General features: G+C 65.3%; 25 protein-coding genes and 1 tRNA gene. 13 read left to right on the forward strand and 13 right to left on the reverse strand.

Annotated elements, in window-relative coordinates; translation table 11 throughout:
- Nucleotides 1-79 precede the first annotated feature (79 nt).
- The 3 genes from ACQUQO_RS12340 (at nucleotide 80) to ACQUQO_RS12350 (ending at nucleotide 1,338) form a co-directional block, all read left to right on the forward strand.
- Nucleotides 80-562, forward strand: coding sequence for a ferritin-like domain-containing protein (locus ACQUQO_RS12340; protein ID WP_435078321.1), 483 nt, complete (start codon nucleotides 80-82; stop codon nucleotides 560-562).
- A gap of 158 nt (nucleotides 563-720) precedes the next feature.
- Nucleotides 721-1,152 (forward strand): metal-dependent transcriptional regulator, encoded by a 432-nt coding sequence (locus ACQUQO_RS12345; RefSeq protein ID WP_435078322.1) that lies wholly within the window; start codon nucleotides 721-723, stop codon nucleotides 1,150-1,152.
- Between the two features lie 113 nt (nucleotides 1,153-1,265).
- Nucleotides 1,266-1,338: transfer RNA gene (locus ACQUQO_RS12350), tRNA-Gln, on the forward strand.
- A 16-nt stretch (nucleotides 1,339-1,354) separates the two neighbouring features.
- Here ACQUQO_RS12350 and ACQUQO_RS12355 read toward each other — a convergent pair.
- Genes ACQUQO_RS12355 through ACQUQO_RS12370 form a run of 4 tightly spaced genes read right to left on the reverse strand, consistent with a single transcriptional unit; the run spans nucleotide 1,355 to nucleotide 3,748 of the window.
- Nucleotides 1,355-1,666: a 2Fe-2S iron-sulfur cluster-binding protein gene (locus ACQUQO_RS12355; protein ID WP_435078323.1), complete on the reverse strand. Its 312-nt coding sequence runs from the start codon at nucleotides 1,664-1,666 to the stop codon at nucleotides 1,355-1,357.
- On the reverse strand, nucleotides 1,663-1,950 hold the full coding sequence (locus ACQUQO_RS12360; RefSeq protein ID WP_435078324.1) for a hypothetical protein: 288 nt from the start codon (nucleotides 1,948-1,950) through the stop codon (nucleotides 1,663-1,665). The genes ACQUQO_RS12355 and ACQUQO_RS12360 overlap by 4 nt, the downstream gene beginning before the upstream one ends.
- Nucleotides 1,950-2,999 (reverse strand): ribonucleotide-diphosphate reductase subunit beta, encoded by a 1,050-nt coding sequence (locus ACQUQO_RS12365; RefSeq protein WP_435078325.1) that lies wholly within the window; start codon nucleotides 2,997-2,999, stop codon nucleotides 1,950-1,952. The genes ACQUQO_RS12360 and ACQUQO_RS12365 overlap by 1 nt, the downstream gene beginning before the upstream one ends.
- Nucleotides 3,000-3,052: 53 nt before the next feature.
- Nucleotides 3,053-3,748 (reverse strand): sterol carrier protein, encoded by a 696-nt coding sequence (locus ACQUQO_RS12370; protein WP_435078326.1) that lies wholly within the window; start codon nucleotides 3,746-3,748, stop codon nucleotides 3,053-3,055.
- 195 nt (nucleotides 3,749-3,943) lie between these two features.
- On the opposite strand from ACQUQO_RS12370, the gene ACQUQO_RS12375 reads away from it, so the two are divergent.
- The 5 genes from ACQUQO_RS12375 to ACQUQO_RS12395 all read left to right on the forward strand — a co-directional run bounded on the left by ACQUQO_RS12375 (nucleotide 3,944) and on the right by ACQUQO_RS12395 (nucleotide 7,592).
- On the forward strand, nucleotides 3,944-4,669 hold the full coding sequence (locus ACQUQO_RS12375; RefSeq protein WP_435078327.1) for an SCP2 sterol-binding domain-containing protein: 726 nt from the start codon (nucleotides 3,944-3,946) through the stop codon (nucleotides 4,667-4,669).
- 112 nt (nucleotides 4,670-4,781) lie between these two features.
- Complete coding sequence (locus tag ACQUQO_RS12380) at nucleotides 4,782-5,348, forward strand: SCP2 sterol-binding domain-containing protein (RefSeq protein WP_435078328.1); 567 nt, start codon at nucleotides 4,782-4,784, stop codon at nucleotides 5,346-5,348.
- Between the two features lies 1 nt (nucleotide 5,349).
- Entirely contained in the window at nucleotides 5,350-6,558 is a 1,209-nt protein-coding gene (locus ACQUQO_RS12385) for an acyl-CoA dehydrogenase family protein (RefSeq protein WP_435078329.1), read from the forward strand.
- 3 nt (nucleotides 6,559-6,561) lie between these two features.
- Nucleotides 6,562-7,230: a helix-turn-helix domain-containing protein gene (locus tag ACQUQO_RS12390; protein ID WP_435078330.1), complete on the forward strand. Its 669-nt coding sequence runs from the start codon at nucleotides 6,562-6,564 to the stop codon at nucleotides 7,228-7,230.
- Between the two features lie 104 nt (nucleotides 7,231-7,334).
- Nucleotides 7,335-7,592, forward strand: coding sequence for an MTH865 family protein (locus ACQUQO_RS12395; protein WP_435078331.1), 258 nt, complete (start codon nucleotides 7,335-7,337; stop codon nucleotides 7,590-7,592).
- A gap of 45 nt (nucleotides 7,593-7,637) precedes the next feature.
- Here the strand turns inward: ACQUQO_RS12395 and ACQUQO_RS12400 are convergent, their stop codons facing one another.
- The 5 genes from ACQUQO_RS12400 to ACQUQO_RS12420 all read right to left on the reverse strand — a co-directional run bounded on the left by ACQUQO_RS12400 (nucleotide 7,638) and on the right by ACQUQO_RS12420 (nucleotide 11,541).
- Nucleotides 7,638-7,895, reverse strand: a complete 258-nt coding sequence (locus ACQUQO_RS12400; protein ID WP_435078332.1) for a glutathione S-transferase N-terminal domain-containing protein — start codon at nucleotides 7,893-7,895, stop codon at nucleotides 7,638-7,640.
- 63 nt (nucleotides 7,896-7,958) lie between these two features.
- Nucleotides 7,959-9,359 (reverse strand): aryl-sulfate sulfotransferase, encoded by a 1,401-nt coding sequence (locus ACQUQO_RS12405; RefSeq protein WP_435078333.1) that lies wholly within the window; start codon nucleotides 9,357-9,359, stop codon nucleotides 7,959-7,961.
- A gap of 54 nt (nucleotides 9,360-9,413) precedes the next feature.
- Nucleotides 9,414-9,935: an orotate phosphoribosyltransferase gene (gene pyrE / locus ACQUQO_RS12410; RefSeq protein ID WP_435078334.1), complete on the reverse strand. Its 522-nt coding sequence runs from the start codon at nucleotides 9,933-9,935 to the stop codon at nucleotides 9,414-9,416.
- Nucleotides 9,936-10,007: 72 nt separating this feature from the next.
- The gene (locus ACQUQO_RS12415) at nucleotides 10,008-10,619 is read right to left on the reverse strand and encodes a DUF502 domain-containing protein (RefSeq protein ID WP_435078335.1); all 612 of its coding nucleotides are present in this window, start codon (nucleotides 10,617-10,619) and stop codon (nucleotides 10,008-10,010) included.
- Between the two features lie 88 nt (nucleotides 10,620-10,707).
- A complete protein-coding gene (locus ACQUQO_RS12420; protein WP_435078336.1) occupies nucleotides 10,708-11,541 on the reverse strand; it encodes a proline dehydrogenase family protein in 834 nt (277 codons plus the stop codon).
- Nucleotides 11,542-11,668: 127 nt separating this feature from the next.
- On the opposite strand from ACQUQO_RS12420, the gene ACQUQO_RS12425 reads away from it, so the two are divergent.
- From ACQUQO_RS12425 to ACQUQO_RS12445, 5 genes are all read left to right on the forward strand, one after another.
- On the forward strand, nucleotides 11,669-12,175 hold the full coding sequence (locus ACQUQO_RS12425; RefSeq protein WP_435078371.1) for a CDP-2,3-bis-(O-geranylgeranyl)-sn-glycerol synthase: 507 nt from the start codon (nucleotides 11,669-11,671) through the stop codon (nucleotides 12,173-12,175).
- 324 nt (nucleotides 12,176-12,499) lie between these two features.
- The gene (hemC, locus tag ACQUQO_RS12430) at nucleotides 12,500-13,588 is read left to right on the forward strand and encodes a hydroxymethylbilane synthase (RefSeq protein ID WP_435078337.1); all 1,089 of its coding nucleotides are present in this window, start codon (nucleotides 12,500-12,502) and stop codon (nucleotides 13,586-13,588) included.
- Nucleotides 13,585-14,325 carry a uroporphyrinogen-III C-methyltransferase gene (gene cobA, locus ACQUQO_RS12435; protein ID WP_435078338.1) on the forward strand — a complete coding sequence of 247 codons (741 nt, stop codon included), beginning with the start codon at nucleotides 13,585-13,587 and terminating at the stop codon, nucleotides 14,323-14,325. Before hemC ends, cobA begins: the two co-directional genes overlap by 4 nt.
- Nucleotides 14,325-15,044, forward strand: coding sequence for a uroporphyrinogen-III synthase (locus ACQUQO_RS12440; protein WP_435078339.1), 720 nt, complete (start codon nucleotides 14,325-14,327; stop codon nucleotides 15,042-15,044). The genes cobA and ACQUQO_RS12440 overlap by 1 nt, the downstream gene beginning before the upstream one ends.
- A gap of 427 nt (nucleotides 15,045-15,471) precedes the next feature.
- Nucleotides 15,472-16,935: a DHHA1 domain-containing protein gene (locus ACQUQO_RS12445; protein ID WP_435078340.1), complete on the forward strand. Its 1,464-nt coding sequence runs from the start codon at nucleotides 15,472-15,474 to the stop codon at nucleotides 16,933-16,935.
- Here the strand turns inward: ACQUQO_RS12445 and ACQUQO_RS12450 are convergent, their stop codons facing one another.
- From ACQUQO_RS12450 to yciH, 4 genes are read right to left on the reverse strand one after another with little or no spacing between them, the layout of a single operon-like run.
- Entirely contained in the window at nucleotides 16,936-17,496 is a 561-nt protein-coding gene (locus ACQUQO_RS12450) for a class I SAM-dependent methyltransferase (protein ID WP_435078341.1), read from the reverse strand.
- Nucleotides 17,496-17,936 carry a DUF302 domain-containing protein gene (locus tag ACQUQO_RS12455; protein ID WP_435078342.1) on the reverse strand — a complete coding sequence of 147 codons (441 nt, stop codon included), beginning with the start codon at nucleotides 17,934-17,936 and terminating at the stop codon, nucleotides 17,496-17,498. The genes ACQUQO_RS12450 and ACQUQO_RS12455 overlap by 1 nt, the downstream gene beginning before the upstream one ends.
- Nucleotides 17,937-17,982: 46 nt before the next feature.
- The gene (locus ACQUQO_RS12460) at nucleotides 17,983-19,359 is read right to left on the reverse strand and encodes an NAD-dependent succinate-semialdehyde dehydrogenase (RefSeq protein WP_435078343.1); all 1,377 of its coding nucleotides are present in this window, start codon (nucleotides 19,357-19,359) and stop codon (nucleotides 17,983-17,985) included.
- A gap of 60 nt (nucleotides 19,360-19,419) precedes the next feature.
- Nucleotides 19,420-19,722: a stress response translation initiation inhibitor YciH gene (gene yciH / locus ACQUQO_RS12465; RefSeq protein ID WP_435078344.1), complete on the reverse strand. Its 303-nt coding sequence runs from the start codon at nucleotides 19,720-19,722 to the stop codon at nucleotides 19,420-19,422.
- Between the last annotated feature and the right edge of the window lie 68 nt (nucleotides 19,723-19,790).

Here is a 19,790-nt window from a genome sequence, read left to right on the forward strand (position 1 = left end):
AAGGGGTTGGATTCCCCAGTCTGGATATGGACACCAACGAAGCGTCGGTTTTCGACCGCACTATGCTCGGGAGTGTTCCGTGAGCGTCAGCCAGCCGGTGGCTTCCGACCACCAGCTCGCCCGCCTGCTCCAGATCGGCATGGTTTTGGAGGAGGTCGTCGAGGCGCGCGCCCACCAACACCACCAGTCCGTCGGCGCGGACCTCGATACCGACATCGAGGCGCTGCTGCGACACGCAGCCGAGGAATCGGCCGACCACCGCGACCGGCTGGCGGCGCTCATCGACGACCTCGACGCCGAGCAGATCCCCTTCGAGCAGATCGAGCCGCTCGTCGCCGACCACTACGAACGCGACCGCGACACCGACGGGATTCTCTACGACCAACTGTGCAACGAAGAGACTGCCTACAAGTTCTACGACGACCTCATCGCCGCGGTCGAGGCGAGTTCCGCGACGTTCGGTATCGACCGCGACCGGCTCGTCGATATCCTCTCGACCATCCGCAAGGAGGAAGCCGATGGCGTCGAGGACGTCACGCGACTGATGGAGGCACGCGAATGAGTGCTCCACAGCATCGCTCCCGTCCGGGGTGGTCCATATGAATATCGTCGCACGCTTCGTGTGCTTCCTCCCCGCGCTCATCCCGGAGGGATTCGCGTGAACAGCGTCGAAGCGACGCTTCGACTGGCTCACGACGACGACCACAGGAGGCGGTCGCCGTGAACACCGCAGAGCAGTATCTGAAGGCCATCTATCTCCTCCAGCAGGTCGAGAACGGCCCGGCGGCCACGGGGCGGTTGGCCGAGAGCCTCGACGTGAGTCCGGCAAGCGCAAACGAGATGATCGGCAAGCTCGAAGACCGCGGGCTTGCCGACCACGAGAAATACAAGGGCGTGACGCTCACCGACGAGGGCATCGCGCGGGCACGCGAGTCGCTCCAGACCTACTGCATCATCGAGCGCTTCCTGGTCGAAGTCCTCGACGTCGAGGAGTTTCGTGCCGAGGCCGCACAGTTGGAGGGCGTCATCGACGAAACGGTCGCCGAGCGCCTCGACACCATCATCGACCGCGAGCCGCAGTGTCCCGATTGCTTTGCACCGGACGAGGACGTCTGCGCGCTGCTCGACGCCGAAACCGGCGCTGCCGACTGACCGGACTCTCGAAGCGTTCAAGTGTGCTCCGGCGGTATCGTGACGCGCAGTCCGTGGTGTCTCGCCGAACGTAGTGAGGCGAGGCTCACGGGACAAGCGAACGAAGTGAGCGCAGTCCCGTGGTGTAGCGGCCAATCATAATGGCCTTTGGAGCCATTGACGGCGGTTCGAATCCGCCCGGGACTATATATTTGACAGTTTCTCAGAACAGGTCGAGTCCGAGCAGTTCCTCCTGAATTTCATCGCCGGCCCGGACGTGACACTCGCTTCGTGGATTCGCGCTGCACAGGAGCACGTACCCCTCCTCTCTGTCCTCCTTGTCGAGGGCCATCCCGTCGCTCTGGTCGACCTCGCCCTCCAGTAGCTTGCCGGTACAGGTGGTACAGTTGCCCTCCCGACAGGAGTAGGGCAGGTCGAGTCCGGCGTCGAGTCCGGCATCGAGGACGTATTCCTCGTCGTCCACGTCGAGTTCGTGGGTTTCGCCGTCGAACTCGATGGTGACTTCGTGGCTCACACGCGTTGGCGGAGTTTGTACATCTCAAGCGCTTCGAGGCGCGGGTCGCCCGTGCTACTGCTGTCGTCGTCGAGGCTTGCGCCGCTGATCATCTCGTTGAACGAGGTGCTGACGCCCTCCTCCTCGAAGCTCGAATCCATGATGTAGGCGACATTGTCCCGGATTTCCTCCTCGCTCTCGTCGAGTTCCTCGGCGGCCTCGGCGATGGCCTCCTCGACCTCCTCGTCGCTCGCGGTGAACGACGCGCCGCGGGCGAGTTCGCGGAGTTCGCGGTCTTTGGCCATCAGTCGTCACCCCCGTCGGCGGCGACGCCACGTTTTTGCTGGTAGTGGGCCTGCTGGGCTTCGAGCCGGGCGTCGAGGTCCCACTCGGTGATCTCCTCGTAGCGGTCGCTCACGCGGTCCATGACCTGCATGTAATCGACGTCACAGCCGAGCGTCTCGTTGTACATCCCGTCGATGAGGTTCCCGCCGCGCAGCAGCGTCGAGTCGATGTCGAGGTCGAGCGGGTCACCCACCGCGTCGGTGTACATGTACGCGAAGTCGGCCATATACGGAACGTCCTCGTAGAGCGTGTTCACGATGCCCGCCTCGACGCCCTGATAGGCCGGTTCGCCGGCGCGTTCCTTTTCTAAGAGTTCCTTCAACAGTTCGACGCCGTGGGTGATGTGGCGGCCCTCGTCGGTGCTGACGAACTTGAAGGCGTAGTTCAAGAGGGGAAGATTCGCCCGCTCGGGCAGTCGGCTTATCGCCGTGGAGCCGACCCGCGCGAGGATGCCCTCGACGTTCATGTGATAGTTGGTCGCCGCGCGAGCGATGTCGACCGGGTCCTTCGTCTGGGCGGCTTTGGCGGTCAGGAGTCCTTGGTGTTCGAACACCTCGCCCAGTCCTGTCGTCTGGACGATTGGGACGCGCGTTCCGCGCCGCGGGTCGAGTTCGGTGTAGTTGTCCTGGTCGTCCATCACCTCGTTCATGTAGATATCGAGGAACTGGGTGTGCTTGTGCTCGGTCAGCGTGAGCATCGTCATGTACATCTCCTTCTGTCGGTTGCCCTCCAAGCAATCGGCACCCATCGCCCGCGAGAGGTTCGTGGCGGCGTCGCCGGCGACTTCGGTCTCGCCGTCGAGGAATCCCGAAAGCAAATAGCGAATCTGGTCGCGCTCGTTCGGTTCGAGTGACTTCCACGTCTCTTTGTCCTGCTCGAAGCCGATTTCGTCGAACAGCTTCTCGACGTTCCACGTTCCCAGCTCGACGCCTTTCTGGAACAGCTGATACCACTTGTCCCCGGTATCGATGCGCTGGCCGGTGTAGGTCGGTTCGGCTGGCTGTGCCATACCCACACACAACGGGGAACAAGTATGACGGTTGTTCCTGCTATACGCGGTGTTTAAAATAGATACCGGCTCTCGACTCGGCCAGCGGTATCGCCCAACTCCTGTGCGGCCTCGCTGTAGGGCAAAATCGTGGTCGTCGAGCCGTCGAGTTCGAGGTCCTCGGAAAAGATGGATTCCATCACGTCCGCACCCTCCAGGAGGTCCTTCCAGTTTTCGTACGGTCCAGCGATACGGAAGCCGGGGTCGCGCGCGCCCGGGTCGGCAAGCACCTCGGTCTCGCGGCACTCGCCGTCGTAGAGGTCGATGTACGCATGGATGGTGTCGTCGTGGAGGTACTGCTCCAGTTGGTCGAGCAGGTCATCGAGGTCGTCGGGGAACTCCTCGCGGAGCGCCGGGAACGTTACGGCAGGGGCCTCGGCGATGGGCATCTGTAGCACCGCCGCGACGAGGCGGTCGTGGTCGTCGCCCTGCTGGTCGGCCAGTCGGTCTTCGAGCGCCGATGGCGCGTCGGCGAGGAGGTCCTCGACGCGCTCGCCGGACAGCGACTGGAGGTTTTCACGAAGGTCGTCGGAGAGCTCCTCGGGGAGGTCCTCGACGGTGGTTTCGGTCGGAACGTCGGTGATTTCGAAGACGAAATCCCCCGCGAAATCGACACCCCAGCCCTCGCTGGCGTCTCGATACCGCTCGTTGTCGTTCAGCGCCGTCCGGTACGCGGCGAGCCACTCGCGCGATGGGAACCACTCCGTCATGCTGTATGTCGGGAGCATCATACCCTCGGGGATAAGCATTGGTGCCCCGATAGCCGGCTATTTATACTGGTATGGCGCGGGGACGGTTCTTATGTATAGGCTGTAATGGGCGGCAGTACGCTGATTGCGATAGATGCCAACTCACAACACGCCACCGTGGTGTCGGTGACGACGCCGCGAACGGGTCAGACAACTATGAGTATCCAAGGATACGCAACCGAGCAGTTCTTTCCGACCGAGCCGTGGCTCCAGCAGTACCACGAGGCGATCAATGCCGACGAGGAGTACGCCGCCGAAAGCGAGGGCTGGGGGGTCGACTTCGACGGCGCGTTCATCTTTCACATTACCGATGTGCCGCTCGCCGAACGAACGGTCGCCGACCTTCCCGGGGAGATCGTCGACCTGATAGACGAGACGTTCGAGGGCCTCCCGGACGAGCGGATAGACGACATCGTCACGGCCGCACCCGACGACGTCAAATCGGCCATCGAAGCCCGCGACGGCGACGTCCGCGAGGCCGCCCACGACGAGTTGATGGCGGTATCGCTCGACGACATCGCCGACTGGATGTGGCCCGCACTCGAAGTAGAGGTCCCGCCGCTGCTGGTCGACCTCATCGAGCAGGTCGACCAGTACATCGTCGACGGCGACACCGTGTACGCGTACATCGACCTCTACGACACCGAGTGCCGGGGGGTCGACGTCATCACGAGCCTCGACGAACGGGGATACGGGTTCGTCATCACCGGCGAGTACGACGACTGGAAGGACCTCGTCGGCGGCGAGGCGGGCATCATCGACCAGCTCATGGGCGGCGTGATGGACCTCGACGGAGATATGCAGAAAATCCTTCAGTATTCCGACGCCGCCGTGCGGCTGACCGACATCGCCGCCGATACCGAATCGCGGTTTCTCTTCTGACCCGCGGCTCCCCCGTAGTACATAAACACCCAGTTATACGGCGAAGCAAGCCCATTGCCATCCCGTCCATTCCCGGTAACACGTCGGCCGCGACGCCGACACGGACCACCCAATGCCAGACGACCAACTCATCCAGCGAATCGAGGACTCGCTCGAACAGGACCAAGACCAACTCGAAGACGACCTTCCGGAAATCCTCGCCGATATGGAGGGCCAGACCGACGAGCTCGTGCGCGAGCACCCACAGGTGATGGCCAGCATTCTTGGGCGCATGGAGGAGATGGACATCGCCTCGTTTGTCTCGGAGAACCCCGAGACCGCCGACCAGTTCCAGGAGCTACTCTGGTCGGGGATGCGCGTGATGGTCGAACAGAACCCCGAGGTCAAAGAGCAGATCAACGAGGATATCACCACCAATTTCGAGGCCGACGACTGCCCGATGGAGGGCCACCTCGAAGTCAAGAAAGAAGAGGAACTCATCACCGGCGGGGCGGGCCAACTCGACGACGCCGACATCACCATCACCGGTCCCGCCGACGTCTTGGTGGGCCTCATTACTGGGAATGTGGACCCCATTCAAGGGTTCATGCAGCAACAGTACGAGATGGACGGGCCTGTGCAGAAGGGCACGAAGCTCGCGCCCATCATGAACAGCCTCTCCGAACAGGTGCCCGAGTGAGATGGAGCTAACCGACGAGCAGCGGGCGTTTCGCGGGGACCTTCGGGAGTACCTCGACGACACCATCGACCCAATCGTCGACGAATCGGACAGGGATGGTCCGATGGACAGAGAGGAACTGATGGGCTACATCAGCGACCTGAACGAACTCGGCGTCGGTTTCGACCCCGAGACCGCGCCCAACTTCTTCGGCGACGTCTGGAACTTCACCATCGCCGCCGAGGAAATCAGCTACACGTGGCCGAGCCTGCTGGTGGGCGTGATGATGTCGTTTCCTGCCCTGTTCGTCCAGTTCGCCTCCGAGCAGACCCGCGAGGCGATGTTGCCGAAACTCGAAGACGGCGACTGCCTGTCGGCGCTTGCAGTCACCGAACCCGAGGGTGGCAGCGACACGGCCCGACCGAACACCGTCGCGAAAAAGGACGGCGACGAGTTCCTCATCAGCGGCGAGAAGACGTGGGTCGGCAACGCCCACTACGCCGACTGCGTGCTCGTGGTCGCCCACGACGACTCGACGGGGGCCTCGGACATGTTCATGGTCGACAGGGAGAACAACTCCTTCGAGACGCGCGAACTCGACAAGATGGGCTGGAAGGGCGTCTCGAACGCCCGCATCAGTTTCGAGGACGTGCGCGTACCCGAGGGCAACCGACTCTCGAACATGTTCTCGAACGCCATCATGGCGGGCAACGACATGAACGACATCGTGCCGTTCCCCGAGAGCGTCACACAGTTATTTTTCGACCAGAAACCGCTGAACGCGACCTTTTCGTTCATGCGCACGGGGATGTCGTTCATGTCCGTCGGCATCATGCAGGCCGCCTTCGACGCCGCGATGGAGCGGGCGACCGACCGCGAGACCTTCGGCAAGCCCATCGCCGAACACCAACTCGTCACCGAGAAGCTCTACGACATGAAGGCCGGTCTCGAAACCTCCCGCCAGCTCTCGCGGCGCGCGGCGGAGCTACTCGAAGACGGCAGCGAGGACGCCCGTCTGATGTCCTCGCTGGCGAAGGGCTACACCGCAGAGACCTGCAAGGACGTGACCGACGATGCACTGCAGGTCTACGGCGGCGAGGGCCTGAAGACCGAAAACCGACTCGAACGCTACTACCGCGACGCCCGCGTCATGACCATCCCCGACGGCACCACCGAGATCCAGAAGCTCATCGTCGGGAAGGAACTCACCGGACAGAGCGCGTACAACTGACCCGTGCGGCAATCGACCGCGGGGGAAACGCACGTCCGACGATTCACGCTCTCGCTCCGACCGGGACGCGGACTCGTCCACCCCGTCGACGACGCGCTCGCCGACACGCCGGAGTGCAGTCGGGAGTCGTTGAGCCATATCCAGAGCCACGGAGGGACGAGCCTGCTCTGTTACCGGCTACGGGGCGACGAAACCACCCTCTCTGGGGTGCTCGACGAGCGCTCGGACGTGCTCGACTACGACGTTATCGGTGACCACGAGGGAACGTTCGAGCTGTATCTCCGCGTCGACGGCGTTCTAGAGACGTTCGAGCGGTGCTTCCTCGAACAGGGGTTGCTCGTCGACCCGCCGGTCGCGGTCACCGCTCGCGGACTACGCCTGAGTGTCATCGGCACGTCCGCGATGGTCAAGCGTGCGATGGAGTGCCTCCCCGATGGGACGACCTGTTCGGTCGAGCGGCTGGGCGACGGCGAAACCGACGAATTGCTGGTGGCCGCGCTCACCGACCGTCAGCGCGAGGTCATCGAGACGGCCTTCGGGCTGGGTTACTACGAAATCCCCCGGGAAACGACCCACGCCGACATCGCGGCCGCGCTCGACCTCTCGGGGTCGACGGTCGACGAGCACCTCCGCAAGGCCGAAGCCAAGCTGATGGAACAGCTGTTTTCTTGAGTAAGGCGACCGGCGAGTTATGGACGGCGCGCGCGAATAGTTATAAATCCCACCGTATGAGCGGCCACAGAGCTACGGCTCGAAGGCACCACTATCCGCCTGCGATGTCCGACAAAGACGAAATCAGACAGCAACTCCACGACGGCTTCGAGGGCGCGGACTACCCCGTATCGAGTCCGATGGACCTCGTGCCGGCACTTCCCAACGGGCCATCGACCACCTTCGAGTCCGGCGACGTGAGCTTCACCGCGATGGAACTCAACTCACAGGCCGGCGGCCGGCAGGAGTTCCCCTACGAGGACGTCGACCCGCTCGTCGACGACGTCATGGCCGGTCTGGAAGACGAAGGCTACTTCGACTGAGAAGCGGCGCTATCGACGAGCAGGACAACGAAAGAGCCGTTTTCCTCAGGCCGCGGCGTCGCCGTAGGTCTCGTCGAGGTAGGCGACGATGTCGTCGGATTCGTTCATGCCATCGACGCCGTGGTCGGGGTCGACGAGCACCGGCACACCGGTTTGGCCGCTGACCGCCTCGACTTCGGTGCGTTCGTCGTGGGAACTCGGCACCATGTGCGATTCGTAGTCGAGGTCGAGGTCGGCGAGTTTGTCCTTCACTTTCGCACAGTACGGACAGCCTTCGAGCTCGTAGAGTTCGAGGTTCGACATCACCGATGGTACGGGTGCGAGCCTCAAGAACGCCACGATAGTGTGGGAAGCACACAGAACCGCTCAGGGAAGTGTCCGTCCGACCCGCCGGCGGATGTGGCGGCGCTGATAGATGATTTCGCCGAGCGCCCAGACGAGCGCGAGGGCGAGCGCGCCGACGAGCGCCGCGAAGGCCCAACTCGACAGCCAGACCGGGCGGACGAACGGGACGATATGGGAGTAGCGCTCGGCGGCCGGCTGGACGATGTCTTGGACGGGCGTGCCCGCCGCGGTCGCCGCGACCCACGTCGAAAAGCTCGTTTGGGTGGCGAGACCGCTCTCGGAACTGCCCGAGAGGGTGTAGCTGCCCGTGGCGTTCATCTCGGCGACCGTCGGACCGTGTGAGCCACCGACCGAGGCGTTCTGACTCACGGACGTGTTGGCGGCGCTCGGGCGCTCGCTGTCGTAGGGTGCCCACGGCGCGTAATATTCCCAGACGACCTCTCCCCTCGGCGTGACTTCGAGCACGCGCTGGTTCAGCGTGTCCGTAATCAGGGTGTTGCCGTTGGGAAGGCGGTCGGCGTCGCGCGGCCAGTTGAACCCACCGGAGAGTTCCCACGTCCGATTCCACTCGCCGGGACCCGTCCGTGCGTACTCGACCACGCGGTCGTTTTCGGAGTCGGCCACCAGTATCGTGGGCGTGCCGTTGGGACCTTCGAGGTAGTCGGGGTTGTGCTGTTCGAACAGTCGTGAATGGTTGCCGTCGCTGCCGAGGCGCATCGTGACGTTCCCGCTCGCGCGGTCGACGACGATGGCTTGGTCGAAGTTCCGCGGCGAGGCGAGGTATTTGCCCTCACCGACCTTGTCGACGTCGTTGACGTGCGACCAATCCGCGGAGTAGCCACCGTCGGTCGATTCCGGGAAGTGTTTTCGGAACGTCCACTCCCAGACGATTCGGTCCTCGCTGCGGTCGTAGACGAACAGCCGGTCGTTCGGAACCCCCGAATCGTTCGTCCGACGCATGTTCGCCACTAGCAGCTGGTCGCCGTTGATGAGGTCCACGTCGTGGGTGTCCTCGGCGTCGAATCGCTGGCTCCAGACGCGGGTGCGGTTTTCCGGGTCGAATTCGTACACCACGGTGTCGCCCGGTACCGTGGAGGTCACGAGCAGGTTGCCGTTCGACAGCGGGTCGACATCGTAGAACCAGCGTGCACCCTGCTCGGAGCCGTTGTGTACCCAGTCGGTTGTTCCGCGCGGGCCCGCAGAGACGAGCCGGGCCGGTTTCTTTCCGTTACCGATTCCTTGGAAATGGAACCCCTGTACGCTCACGACCGTCGAGCCGTTTGCGGGCGAGTCGACCGTTCCGGGACCGAGGTTCGTCGGTTCGTAGGTGGCCGCCGAGACGGCCGCCGCGAGCACCAACGCGCCGACGGCGAGCGCGAGCGCCCCACGGAGCAGCCAGCGCCGCGGCGGAAGCGAAGCCATACGCGTTCAGGGTATCCCATCGGTTGAATCGCTTGCGATTGGCGTCGCGGGCACTCACTCGTCGGCGAGCAGTTCGGTGGCGGTGACCAGCGCATCGAGTTCGACGTCCGCCTCGGCGAGGGTCTCGCGTGCGCCCTCCTCGCGGTCGACGACGACGAGCACGCGCTCGACGCTTGCCCCCGCCTCGCGGAGCGCTTCGACCGCATCGAGCGCGCTTTTTCCTGTGGTGGCGATGTCCTCGATGACGACCACCGGCTCGCCGTCCTCGAAGTCGCCCTCGATGCGGTTGCCCGTGCCGTACTCCTTTTTCTCCTTTCTGGCGATGACGTAGGGCGAGCCGGTTTCGACGCTCGTCACGGCCACCAAGGGCACTGCCCCGAGCGCGACGCCCGCGAGGGTCTCGTCGTCGAGCCGTGCCGCGAACGACTGGGCGATGAGCGAGAGACAGCCCGGGTCGGTCTCGAAGCGGTACTTGTCGACGTAGTAGTCGCTCGTACCCCCATGAGAGAGTTCGAACTCGCCGAACTCGACCGCATCTGCGTCCCGCAGCGCCGTAATGAGTTCCGTCTCGGTCATGCACTCGGGTCGAATGGAGAGGGGATAAACGGTGCGACAGCGCTTTGTTGCCGTTCGGTGTGAATCATCGCTTCAGCGCGATTCCTGCCGGCGATACAACGGTTCGTCGTCGACGTCGATAGGGACGCCTGTGTCGTTGGTTTCGCCGAACCCGGCGCTGAGGACCCGTGTGAGGGCGTCCTCGACGCGCTCGTCGGTCTCCTCGTACTCCTCGGGCGCGACCTCGACGACGAACCCGGTGGTGATGTTCGGGGCGGTCGGCAAAAAGAGCACGTCGCGGCCGTCGTCGGTTCGCTTGCCGGTCTTGAACGCCGTCATCCGCAGGCCGTTCCACGTTTCGAGTTTCACGGGCGTTTGGAGGTCTGCGGTGCCCGTGACCGCGGTTTCGACCGCCATCTTCGAGGCGTTGTAGACCACCCGCAGCCCCGGCAGACTGTTCATCACGTCGTCGATGGCCCCCTCCACGAGCGGGCCGCTCGCGGTGCGCATCAGGTAGCCGACGCCGAAGACCAGCAGGGCGAACACCACGAGCGTGAGCGGCACGCGGACGATGGCCGGCTGGATGCCCTCGATGAAGGGCAGGCTGGCGATGGTGTTGTAGATAAAGGCGAGCACGTAGAGGGTGACGATGATGGGCACGAGTACGACCAGTCCACGGGTTGCATCGCGCTTCCACGAGACCATTGGCTCGTATGATTTCCCCGAGCGTTATCATACTGCCGGCGAACTCGGGGACCGAGCACGCCCGTCGCCCCGTGCGGGTCGAGACGACCTACCGACCGACCAGCGCGCGCAGCCCAAAGAGGAGGTTCTCCCGGCGCTCCAGCATCCGGCGATAGAAATACGCAAACCACCGGTCGCCGTAGGGTACGTACTGGTGGACCTCGTACTGTTCGGCGAGGTCGCGTTGGGCGTCCTCGCGGACGCCCATCAGCATCTGTATCTCGAAATCGGTGCCGTGGGTGTCGTGGAGGTCTTTGGCATACTCGACCATCGTGGGGTCGTGGCTACCGACCGCGATGCCGCCGTCGAACTCCGCGAACATGACGTCCAGACACTCCCGGTAGGCCTCGTCGACGCGCGATTTCTCCCGATGGGCGACCTCGGCGGGTTCGTCGTAGGCCCCCTTCACGAGCCGCACCTTCCCCGCATGGTCGGCCAACCGATGGAGGTCCTCTGGCGTGCGCTTGAGGTTCGCCTGCACGCAGACGCCGAGGTCCTCGTACTCGTCGACGTGGTCGGTGTAGGCGTCGAGGGTCGCGTCGGTCGTGGTGTGGTCCTCCATGTCGAGCCAGACGAACGCCCCGTGTTCGGCCGCCCGCTCGACGACACGTTCGAGGTTCGCGCGAAAGCACTCCTCGGAGACGCCGAGACCGAGCTGTGAGGGTTTGACCGAGACCGAAGCATCGAGACCCGCCTCGCCGATGCCCTCGATGAGCGAACAGTAGGCCTCGCGGTCCTCGGCGGCCGGTTCGGGGCTGTCGTAGTGCTCGCCGAGGAGATTACAGATGCTATTGATACCCTCGGCGTCGAGCGCACGGGCGTGTGCGAGGACGTCGCGCTCGGTCTCGCCGGCGACGAACCGGCTCGCAATCGGCGGAATCATGCGCGCAACTTTTGCCGACGGTGGCAAAGAACTGTCGTTCGCGCGGCGAAACCGGACGATTAAGACCGCCCCGTGTCGAATTCCACCCGTGACTCTCGTCGAGACGGTCGCCGTCGCGATATGGACGATGCTGCCGGCGTACGTCCCGAACAACGCCGCCGTGCTTTTGGGTGGTGGTCGACCCATCGACGCCGGGCGAACGCTCGAGGACGCGCGCGTCCTCGGTGACGGCAAGACGTGGCGCGGGGCGGCCGCCGGCACGCTCGCCGGGATAACGCTCGCGCTTGCCCTCAACGGTATCGCCCCCGCAGTCGTGACCGCGACCGGGCTGGTGCTGCCGACGTTTCCGCCAGCCGCCATCGTCGCACTTCCCCTCGGGGCGATACTCGGCGACACCCTCGCCTCCTTTCTCAAGCGGCGCACGGGTCGCTCGCGCGGGGCCGCGTTTCCGGGTCTCGACCAACTCGACTTCCTGTTGGGTGCGCTTGCGCTCACCGCACTCGCCGCCACCGCGTGGTTCACCGCGACGTTCACGCCCGGCGTGCTCGCAGTGGTCCTCGTCCTGACGCCGCTGTTTCACGTCACCGCGAACGTCGTCGCCTACCGCGCCGGCCTGAAGAGCGAGCCGTGGTAGTACCTTTTTACTTCGTCGGGTTCGCGCTTCGCGCGAACCACTCCTCGCAAAAAGCTACGCTAAAAACTTCCCGCTCGCAAACCGCGCGAGCGGCGAACCGCGCTCACTCCGTTCGCGCGGATGCTACACTTTCCGCAACCGCACCGCAGAAGCCCTCGCTCACTTCGTTCGCTCGCCCTTCATCCACCGAGGAACCGCAACCGCGCAGCCACCGCACCGCAACCGCCGCCGGCCGGCGGCAGCGCCGGCAGCCAGTTCACCGATGGCCCCGATGCGCGAGCCGCCTCTCGAAGGGGGTATGAACCCAGCCACCCGAGTGTGGGCATGAGCACACACGAGGGAGCCATCAGGCTGGCGACGCGGGGGTCGGACCTCGCGCGCCGGCAGGCCGCCGGCGTCAAGGAGCGTCTCGAATCGCGCCGTCGGACGGTCGAACTCGTCGAAGTCGAGACCACCGGCGACCAGATACGCGACGAACTCATCCATCGCCTCGGAAAAACGGGGGCGTTCGTTCGCGCGCTCGACGAGGAGGTTCTGAATGGTGACTGCGACGCCGCCGTTCACTCGATGAAGGACGTTCCGACCGAAGGCATGGACGAACTGGTCGTCGCGGGCGTGCCAGAACGGGCGACCCCGGGCGACGTGCTCGTCACACCCGACGGCACGAGGTTCGAAGAACTCCCGGAGGGCGCGACCGTCGGCACGTCGAGCCTCCGGCGGAAGGCCGAGGCGCTCGCCGCCCGCTCCGACCTGAATATCGAACCGCTCAGGGGCAACGTCGATACCCGCATCGAGAAACTCCTCGCACCGCATCGCCAGCGCGAGCACGAAAAACGGATGGAAGCCGACGAGGAGGGTGATGACGAGTTCGAGCGCACGCCACAGGAGTGGTTCGACGACCTGCGCGAAATCGAGCGGCGAGCGCTCGAACGCGAAGTGGATGAAGAGTTCGATGCCATCGTGCTCGCGGCGGCGGGACTCGAACGCACAGGATTGAAGCGCGGACTCGATATGCAGGAACTCCCTCCCGAGAGATTCGTCCCGGCCCCCGGACAGGGCGCGCTCGCGGTGACTGCCCCCGACGGCGCGCTCGCCGGGACGGTCAACGAAGCAATCGACCACCCACGCACGCGCGTCGAGACGACCGTCGAGCGCGTGATTCTGGAGGAACTCGGCGGTGGCTGCGTCGCCCCGATGGGCGCGTACGCGGTCGTCCAAGGCGAGTACGTCCACACGGCAGTCCGCGTGCTGAGCGAGGACGGTCGTGAGGAGGTGAGCGCGACGCGGGACCTTCCCGTCGAGCGCCATCCCGAGGCCGCCAGCGAGTTCGCCGCCGACCTCGCCGAGGAAGGCGCGGCCGACCTCATCGCACAGGCCCGCGAGACCGAGGGGGAGGCGAAACGAGCCGAATGAATAGTACTGTGTCCCTCGTCGGCAGCGGTCCGGGCGACCCCGAACTCCTCACGATAAAGGCGCGCCGGCGCATCGACGCGGCCGACGTGGTGCTCCACGACAAACTGCCGGGTCCCGATATCCTCGATACGATTCCCGAGGACAAACGCGAGGACGTCGGCAAGCGCGCCGGCGGCGACCGCACCAGTCAGGAGTACACCAACGAGCGGCTGGTCGAACTCGCCAACGACGGAAAGCAGGTGGTGCGATTGAAGGGTGGCGACCCGTTCGTCTTCGGCCGCGGTGGCGAAGAGATGGCCCACCTCGCCGCCCACGGCGTCGATTTCGAGGTCGTGCCTGGCGTCACCTCGGCACTCGCCGCGCCCGCACTCGCCGGTATTCCCACGACCCACCGCGAACACGCCTCGACCGTGTCGTTCGTCACCGGTCACGAGGACCCCACGAAAGCGGAATCGGCCGTGGACTGGGACGCGCTCGCCGCCACCGGAGGTACCATCGTCGTCCTGATGGGTGTCGGCAAGCTCCCCGATTACACCGCAGCGCTGCGGAAGGCAGGGATGAGTGGTGAAACCCCGGTCGCGCTCGTCGAGCGCGCGAGCCGACCCGACCAGCGGGTGGCGACGGGAACGCTCGAAACCATCGTCGATGTCGCCGAGCGCGAAGATATCGAACCGCCCGCGGTCACGGTCATCGGACAGGTCGTTGGCGAGCGCGAACAGCTCCGGGAGGCCGAGTGATGAACGTCGCCGCCTTCCGGCCGGACGACGAGCGCCTCGAACGCGCGGGCGAGCTGCTCGCATCGCTCGGCGTCGAGCCGGTTCTCGACCCGATGCTCGCGGTCGAAGCCACGGGCGAGACGCCGCGGACCGACGCCGACTACACCGTGCTCACGAGCAAAACCGGCGTCGAGATCGCCGCGGCAGCGGGCTGGCAGTCCGATGGCGTGCTGTGTGCCATCGGCGACGCCACGGCGGCGGCGCTGCGCGCGGCGGGCTACGAGGTCGACCGCGTGCCGGCTGAGTTCTCCTCGACGGGACTGGTCGCCGACCTCGAAGACGAGATCGCGGGCGCACGCTGTGAGGTCGCCCGGAGCACGCACGGCTCGCCGACGCTCACCGACGGGCTCGAACGCGCCGGTGCGTACGTTCACGAAACGGTCCTCTACGAGCTGCGCCGCCCGCCCGAGACAGGGAAGTCGGCCGCGCTGGCGGCGAGCGGCGATCTCGCGGGCGCGCTGTTCACCTCCTCGCTCACGGTCGAAAACTTCCTCGCGGCCGCCGTCGAGCGGGGCGTGCGCGAGGCCGCCGTCGCCGGGCTGAACGGCGCGGTCGTGGGTGCCATCGGCGAGCCGACGCGGACGACCGCCGAGCGCGAGGGCATCAGCGTCGACGTCGTCCCAGAAACCGCCTCGTTCGAGACGCTCGCGCGCGAGACCGTCGGGCAGTTGTCGGAGTAGGCGACGAGATCGACTGCATCGCGATTCAGCGGGCGGGTCTTGCCACCGTTTCGTTCGTAGTGAAACCGCGGACGACCGCCACGCACCGCGGCGGCCACACCCTCCCCAGCCGATTCGCTCGTTCGTGGTTCGAGACGCCTCCGGCGTCTCGTCATCACGAAAGGCGCTGCGCGCCTTTCGAACGACTTCGCTCGTTCGCTCATCCACCGTCAGAGCGAAGTCGTCCGGAAGAGCGAAGCTTTTCCGTGATGACAGAAGACGCGTAGCGTCTTCCGAACCACTCTGACGAGCCTGCACTCGCTGAGCTCGCGCAGACCTTGCACGAGTCGCGCCGGAGGCGTGACCGCGCGCACGGCCGCCAGTCGAATTTTGCGTGTCCACAGCTCGGTCCGGAGGTTTAAACACGATTGTGCCGTACCCGACGACGATGGGTGGACCGATTCCAGCGCTCGACGCGCGCGCGATGGCCTGCGCCGAGCGCCTCGCTCGCGCCGAGCGGGTGCTGCTCGCCTCGCACATCGACGCCGACGGACTGACGAGCGCGGCCATCGCCGCCGAGGCGCTCTCTCGCGCCGACATCCGCTTTGAAACTGTGTTCGAGAAACAGCTCGACGACGACGCACTCGAACGCATCGCCGAGACGGATTTCGATACCGTGCTCTTCACCGATTTCGGCAGCGGCCAGCTCGATATCATCACCGACCACGAGGCGGCGGGCGCGTTCACGCCGGTCATCGCCGACCACCACCAGCCGGCCGACGCCGAGACCGAGTTCCACCTGAACCCCCTGCTTGAGGGACTCAACGGCGCGACCGAGCTATCGGGAGCCGGAACCACCTACGTCCTCGCGCGGGCGTTGGGTAGCGAGGCGCTACGTGCCTCGGAGAGAGCGAGCGGAGGGGAGCGAAGCGACGAACCGCAAGCGGACAACCGCGATCTGGCGGCGCTGGCGGTCGTCGGCGCGGTCGGCGACATGCAAGACTCAAGCGGTGAACTCGTCGGCGCAAATCGAGAGATCGTCGCCGAGGGCGTCGAAGCGGGTGTGCTCGCCGAGACGACCGACCTCGCGCTCTACGGCAAGCAGAGCCGTCCGCTGCCGAAACTCCTCGAATACGCCAACGACGTCCGGATTCCCGGCATCTCGGGCAGCGAGCGCGGCGCGGTCGGCCTTCTCTCGGACCTCGACATCGACCTCGAAAGTGATAGGGGCTGGCGGCGCTGGGTCGATTTGACGAGCGACGAGCGACAGGAAGTGGCGAGCGCGCTGTTGCAGCGGGCGGTCGCGCGCGGCGTCCCCGCGAACCGCATCGACGACCTCGTCGGGACGACCTACACGCTCACAGGTGAACAGGAGGGCACGGAGCTGCGCGACGCAAGCGAGTTTGCGACGCTGCTCAACGCGACCGCGCGCTACGAGCGGGCCGACGTCGGGCTTGCGGTCTGTCGCGGCGACCGCGGCGGGGCGCTCGACGAGGCCAGAACGCTGCTCACGAACCACCGGAAGAACCTCGCGACGGGTCTCGACTGGGTGAAACGCGAGGGCGTCACGCAGGGCGAGCACGTCCAGTGGTTCGATGCCGGCGACCGCATCCGCGAGACCATCGTCGGCATCGTTGCCGGGATGGCGCTCGGCACGGACGCACTGCGTGGCGACCGGCCGGTCATCGCCTTTGCGGCCAAAAGCGAGAGCGAAAGCAAGGTCTCGGCGCGCGGCACCCACCGGTTGGTCCGGGCGGGTCTCGACCTCTCGACGGTGATGGGCGAGGTCGCGCGAGCGCTCGGCGGTGACGGCGGCGGTCACGACGTGGCTGCGGGGGCCACGATTCCGAAGGGTCACGAGCAGCGATTCGTCGAGCGTGCCGACGCCGTGGTCGCCGACCAGCTCGGCTGACTACTCGGCGGTGGCGACCACGAGATAGGTTTCCGGTCGCGTGAATGCGTGATCGACGGCGAAGCCGTGGTCGCGGAGGTTTTCGACAGCGGTCTCGACGGTGTAGCGCTCGTCGAGCGGCGGGCCGTTCTCGCCGGTGCCCGCCGCGCTCCAGTCGACGATAGTGAGGCGTCCATCGGGAGCGAGCACGCGATGGATTTCGGCGAGCGCGTCGTCGCTCGCGAACTCGTGATAGGTCATCGTCGAGAAGGCGGCGTCGATAGAATCGTCTTCGAAGGGCAACGCCTCGATGCCGGTCGTTACCGGCTCGACGTTCTCGGGCATTCCCTTCTCTTCGTAGTAGTCGTGCATCGCCCCCTGAACGTCGACCGCGTACATCGTGTCGGCGTGCGGGGCGATGTCGTCGGTAAAGAACCCCGTGCCGCTGCCGAGGTCCGCAATCGTGTCCCCGGACGTGGGTGCGAGTGCCCAGAGCAACTCCTCGCTGGAGACGTACCGATAGCGCCGCTCGGCCTCTTCCAGCTTGTCCGCGCCGTCGATATCGAAGGTGTGATGACCCATCAGAGCGCCTCGAAGGCCTCGTCGGCGAGGTCGCCGGTGTCTTCGATGATGCCAGCCATTTCCTCGTCGTCCGGAGCCATCCCGACGAGGCGGGCGATGCGCATGATTGAGACGTGATAAACGGTCTGCACACCCGGTTCTGCTTCCCAGACGACGACGTTGCACGGGAACAGTCCACCCATCCGCTTGTCGGTGGCGTCGAGCGCGCGGTCGGCGATGGCGGGATTGCACGCGCCGAGCACATAGTAGGGGTCGCGGCCGGCATCGACTTTCTCGTTGAGCAACTCCGACGGCGAGAACTCGACGGGAATCCCGAAACCGGCGTCGGTGAAGGTCTCGCGGACGTGCTCGACAGCCTCTTCGTGGTCCATATCGAGAGTCGTCCGCTTCACCCCGACGTCCTCGTCATCGAGTTCGGTCGGGTCGATGGGGAGCGTCATTCGTATGGAATATTGTACGCACGACGAAAAACCCTTTCGAGGCTCGTCAGTGCTCGTCGGCCGACTGCACCCAGACGGTCTTCTCGTTGACGAACTCGCGGATGCCCCGTTTGGCGAGTTCACGGCCGTAGCCCGAGTCCTTGACGCCGCCGAAAGGGAGTCGTGGGTCGGATTTCACGAGTTGGTTGACGTAGGTCATCCCGGCCTCGAAGGCGTGGGCGAAGCGCTCGCCGCGGTCCAGATCGTCGGTCCAGACCGATGCGCCGAGTCCGTAGTCGATGTCGTTGGCGAGGTCGATGGCCTCCTCCTCGCTACCGACCTCGAAGACCGAAGCCGAGGGACCGAACACTTCCTCGTTGGCCGCCGCCGCGTCGCGCGGTACCCCGGTGAGCACCGTCGGCGGATAGAAAAAGCCGTCTCGCTCAAGCGGTTCGCCACCGAGTTCGCAGGTCGCGCCCGCTTCGACTGTGCGTTCGACTTGGTCGTGGAGGTCGTCCATGAGGTCCTCACGGGCCTGCGGGCCGATGTCGGTCTGCTCCTCGGTCGGGTCGCCAACGGTGAGGGCATCCATCTCGGCGACGAACTGCTCGACGAACTCGTCGTGGACGTCCTCGTGGACGATGAAGCGTTTGGCGGCGATACAGGACTGCCCGGAATTGAGGGTGCGCGCGCCCGCACCGACGGCGGCGGCGGTTTCGACGTCGGCGTCGTCGAGCACCACGAACGGGTCGTTGCCGCCGAGTTCCAACACTGATTTCTTGATTTCGCTGCCCGCCGTCTCGGCGACCGCCCGGCCCGCGGCCTCGCTGCCGGTGAGCGTCACGGCCGCCAATCTGTCGTCGCGGATGATGTCCTCGATTGGGTCCGAACGGATGATGAGCGACTGGAAGACTCCTTCAGGAAAACCCGCCTCCAGCATGACGTCCTCGATGGCTTGGGCGACGCCCGGGACGTTCGAGGCGTGCTTCAGGAGACCGACGTTGCCGGCGGTGATGTGGGGCGCGATGAACCGGAAGACCTGCCAGAACGGGTAGTTCCACGGCATCACTGCCAGCACCGGGCCGAGCGGCTCGTGGGAGACGTAGGTCTTCGTCTCGGGGTCGCTGCCGATGACCTCGTCCTGGAGATGTTCGTCGGCGTTCTCTTCGTAATACTCGCAGGCCCACGCCGATTTCTCGACCTCCGCGACGGCCCCGTCGATGGGTTTGCCCATCTCCCGGGTCATCAACTCGGCGTATTCGTCCTTGTTTGCGCGGAGCACGTCGGCGGCGTTGCCGATGAGTCGCTGGCGCTCGCCGATTGGCACCTCGCGCCACTCCTCGAAGGCATCGTCCGCGGCGGCGAGCGCGGCGTCGATGTCCTCTCGACTGTGCCCCTCGATGGGGTCAAGCTCGTCGCCGGTGGCCGGATTGGTGCGCTCCATGTACCCACGGAGGACGGGGATTCAGTTGTAGCTTTGGCCTGCCGTGGCAGACTCCGGCGGTTACTCCGCGAGGCTGAACCCGCGGTCTTCGAGGAGTTCCGGCAGGCGGTCGGTGTGGTCGCCCTGTAACTCGATGCGGCCGTCGTCGACGGTGCCGCCGGTGGCGAGTTGGCTTTTGAGTTCGGAGGCGAGCTCCGAGACGTCGACCGTCTCGGTATCGATGTCCTCGACGATGGTCATGGCTTTGCCATAGCGTCGTTCGTCGGTTCGAATCGAGACGCGCTGTTCGGCCCGTGCGAGGTCGCCCTCGATGTCGAGTTCGTCGGGCAGTCCGGTTATCGAATCGATGTCGTCCTGTGCCACGCAGAGACTACGTGCTCGGCATACAAAACGCTCGGGGCGCGGCGAAGCCATTTATCCGTCCCCATCGT

It is taken from the genome of Halococcus sp. AFM35 (genome assembly GCF_051195015.1).
In the GTDB taxonomy this organism is placed as follows: domain Archaea; phylum Halobacteriota; class Halobacteria; order Halobacteriales; family Halococcaceae; genus Halococcus.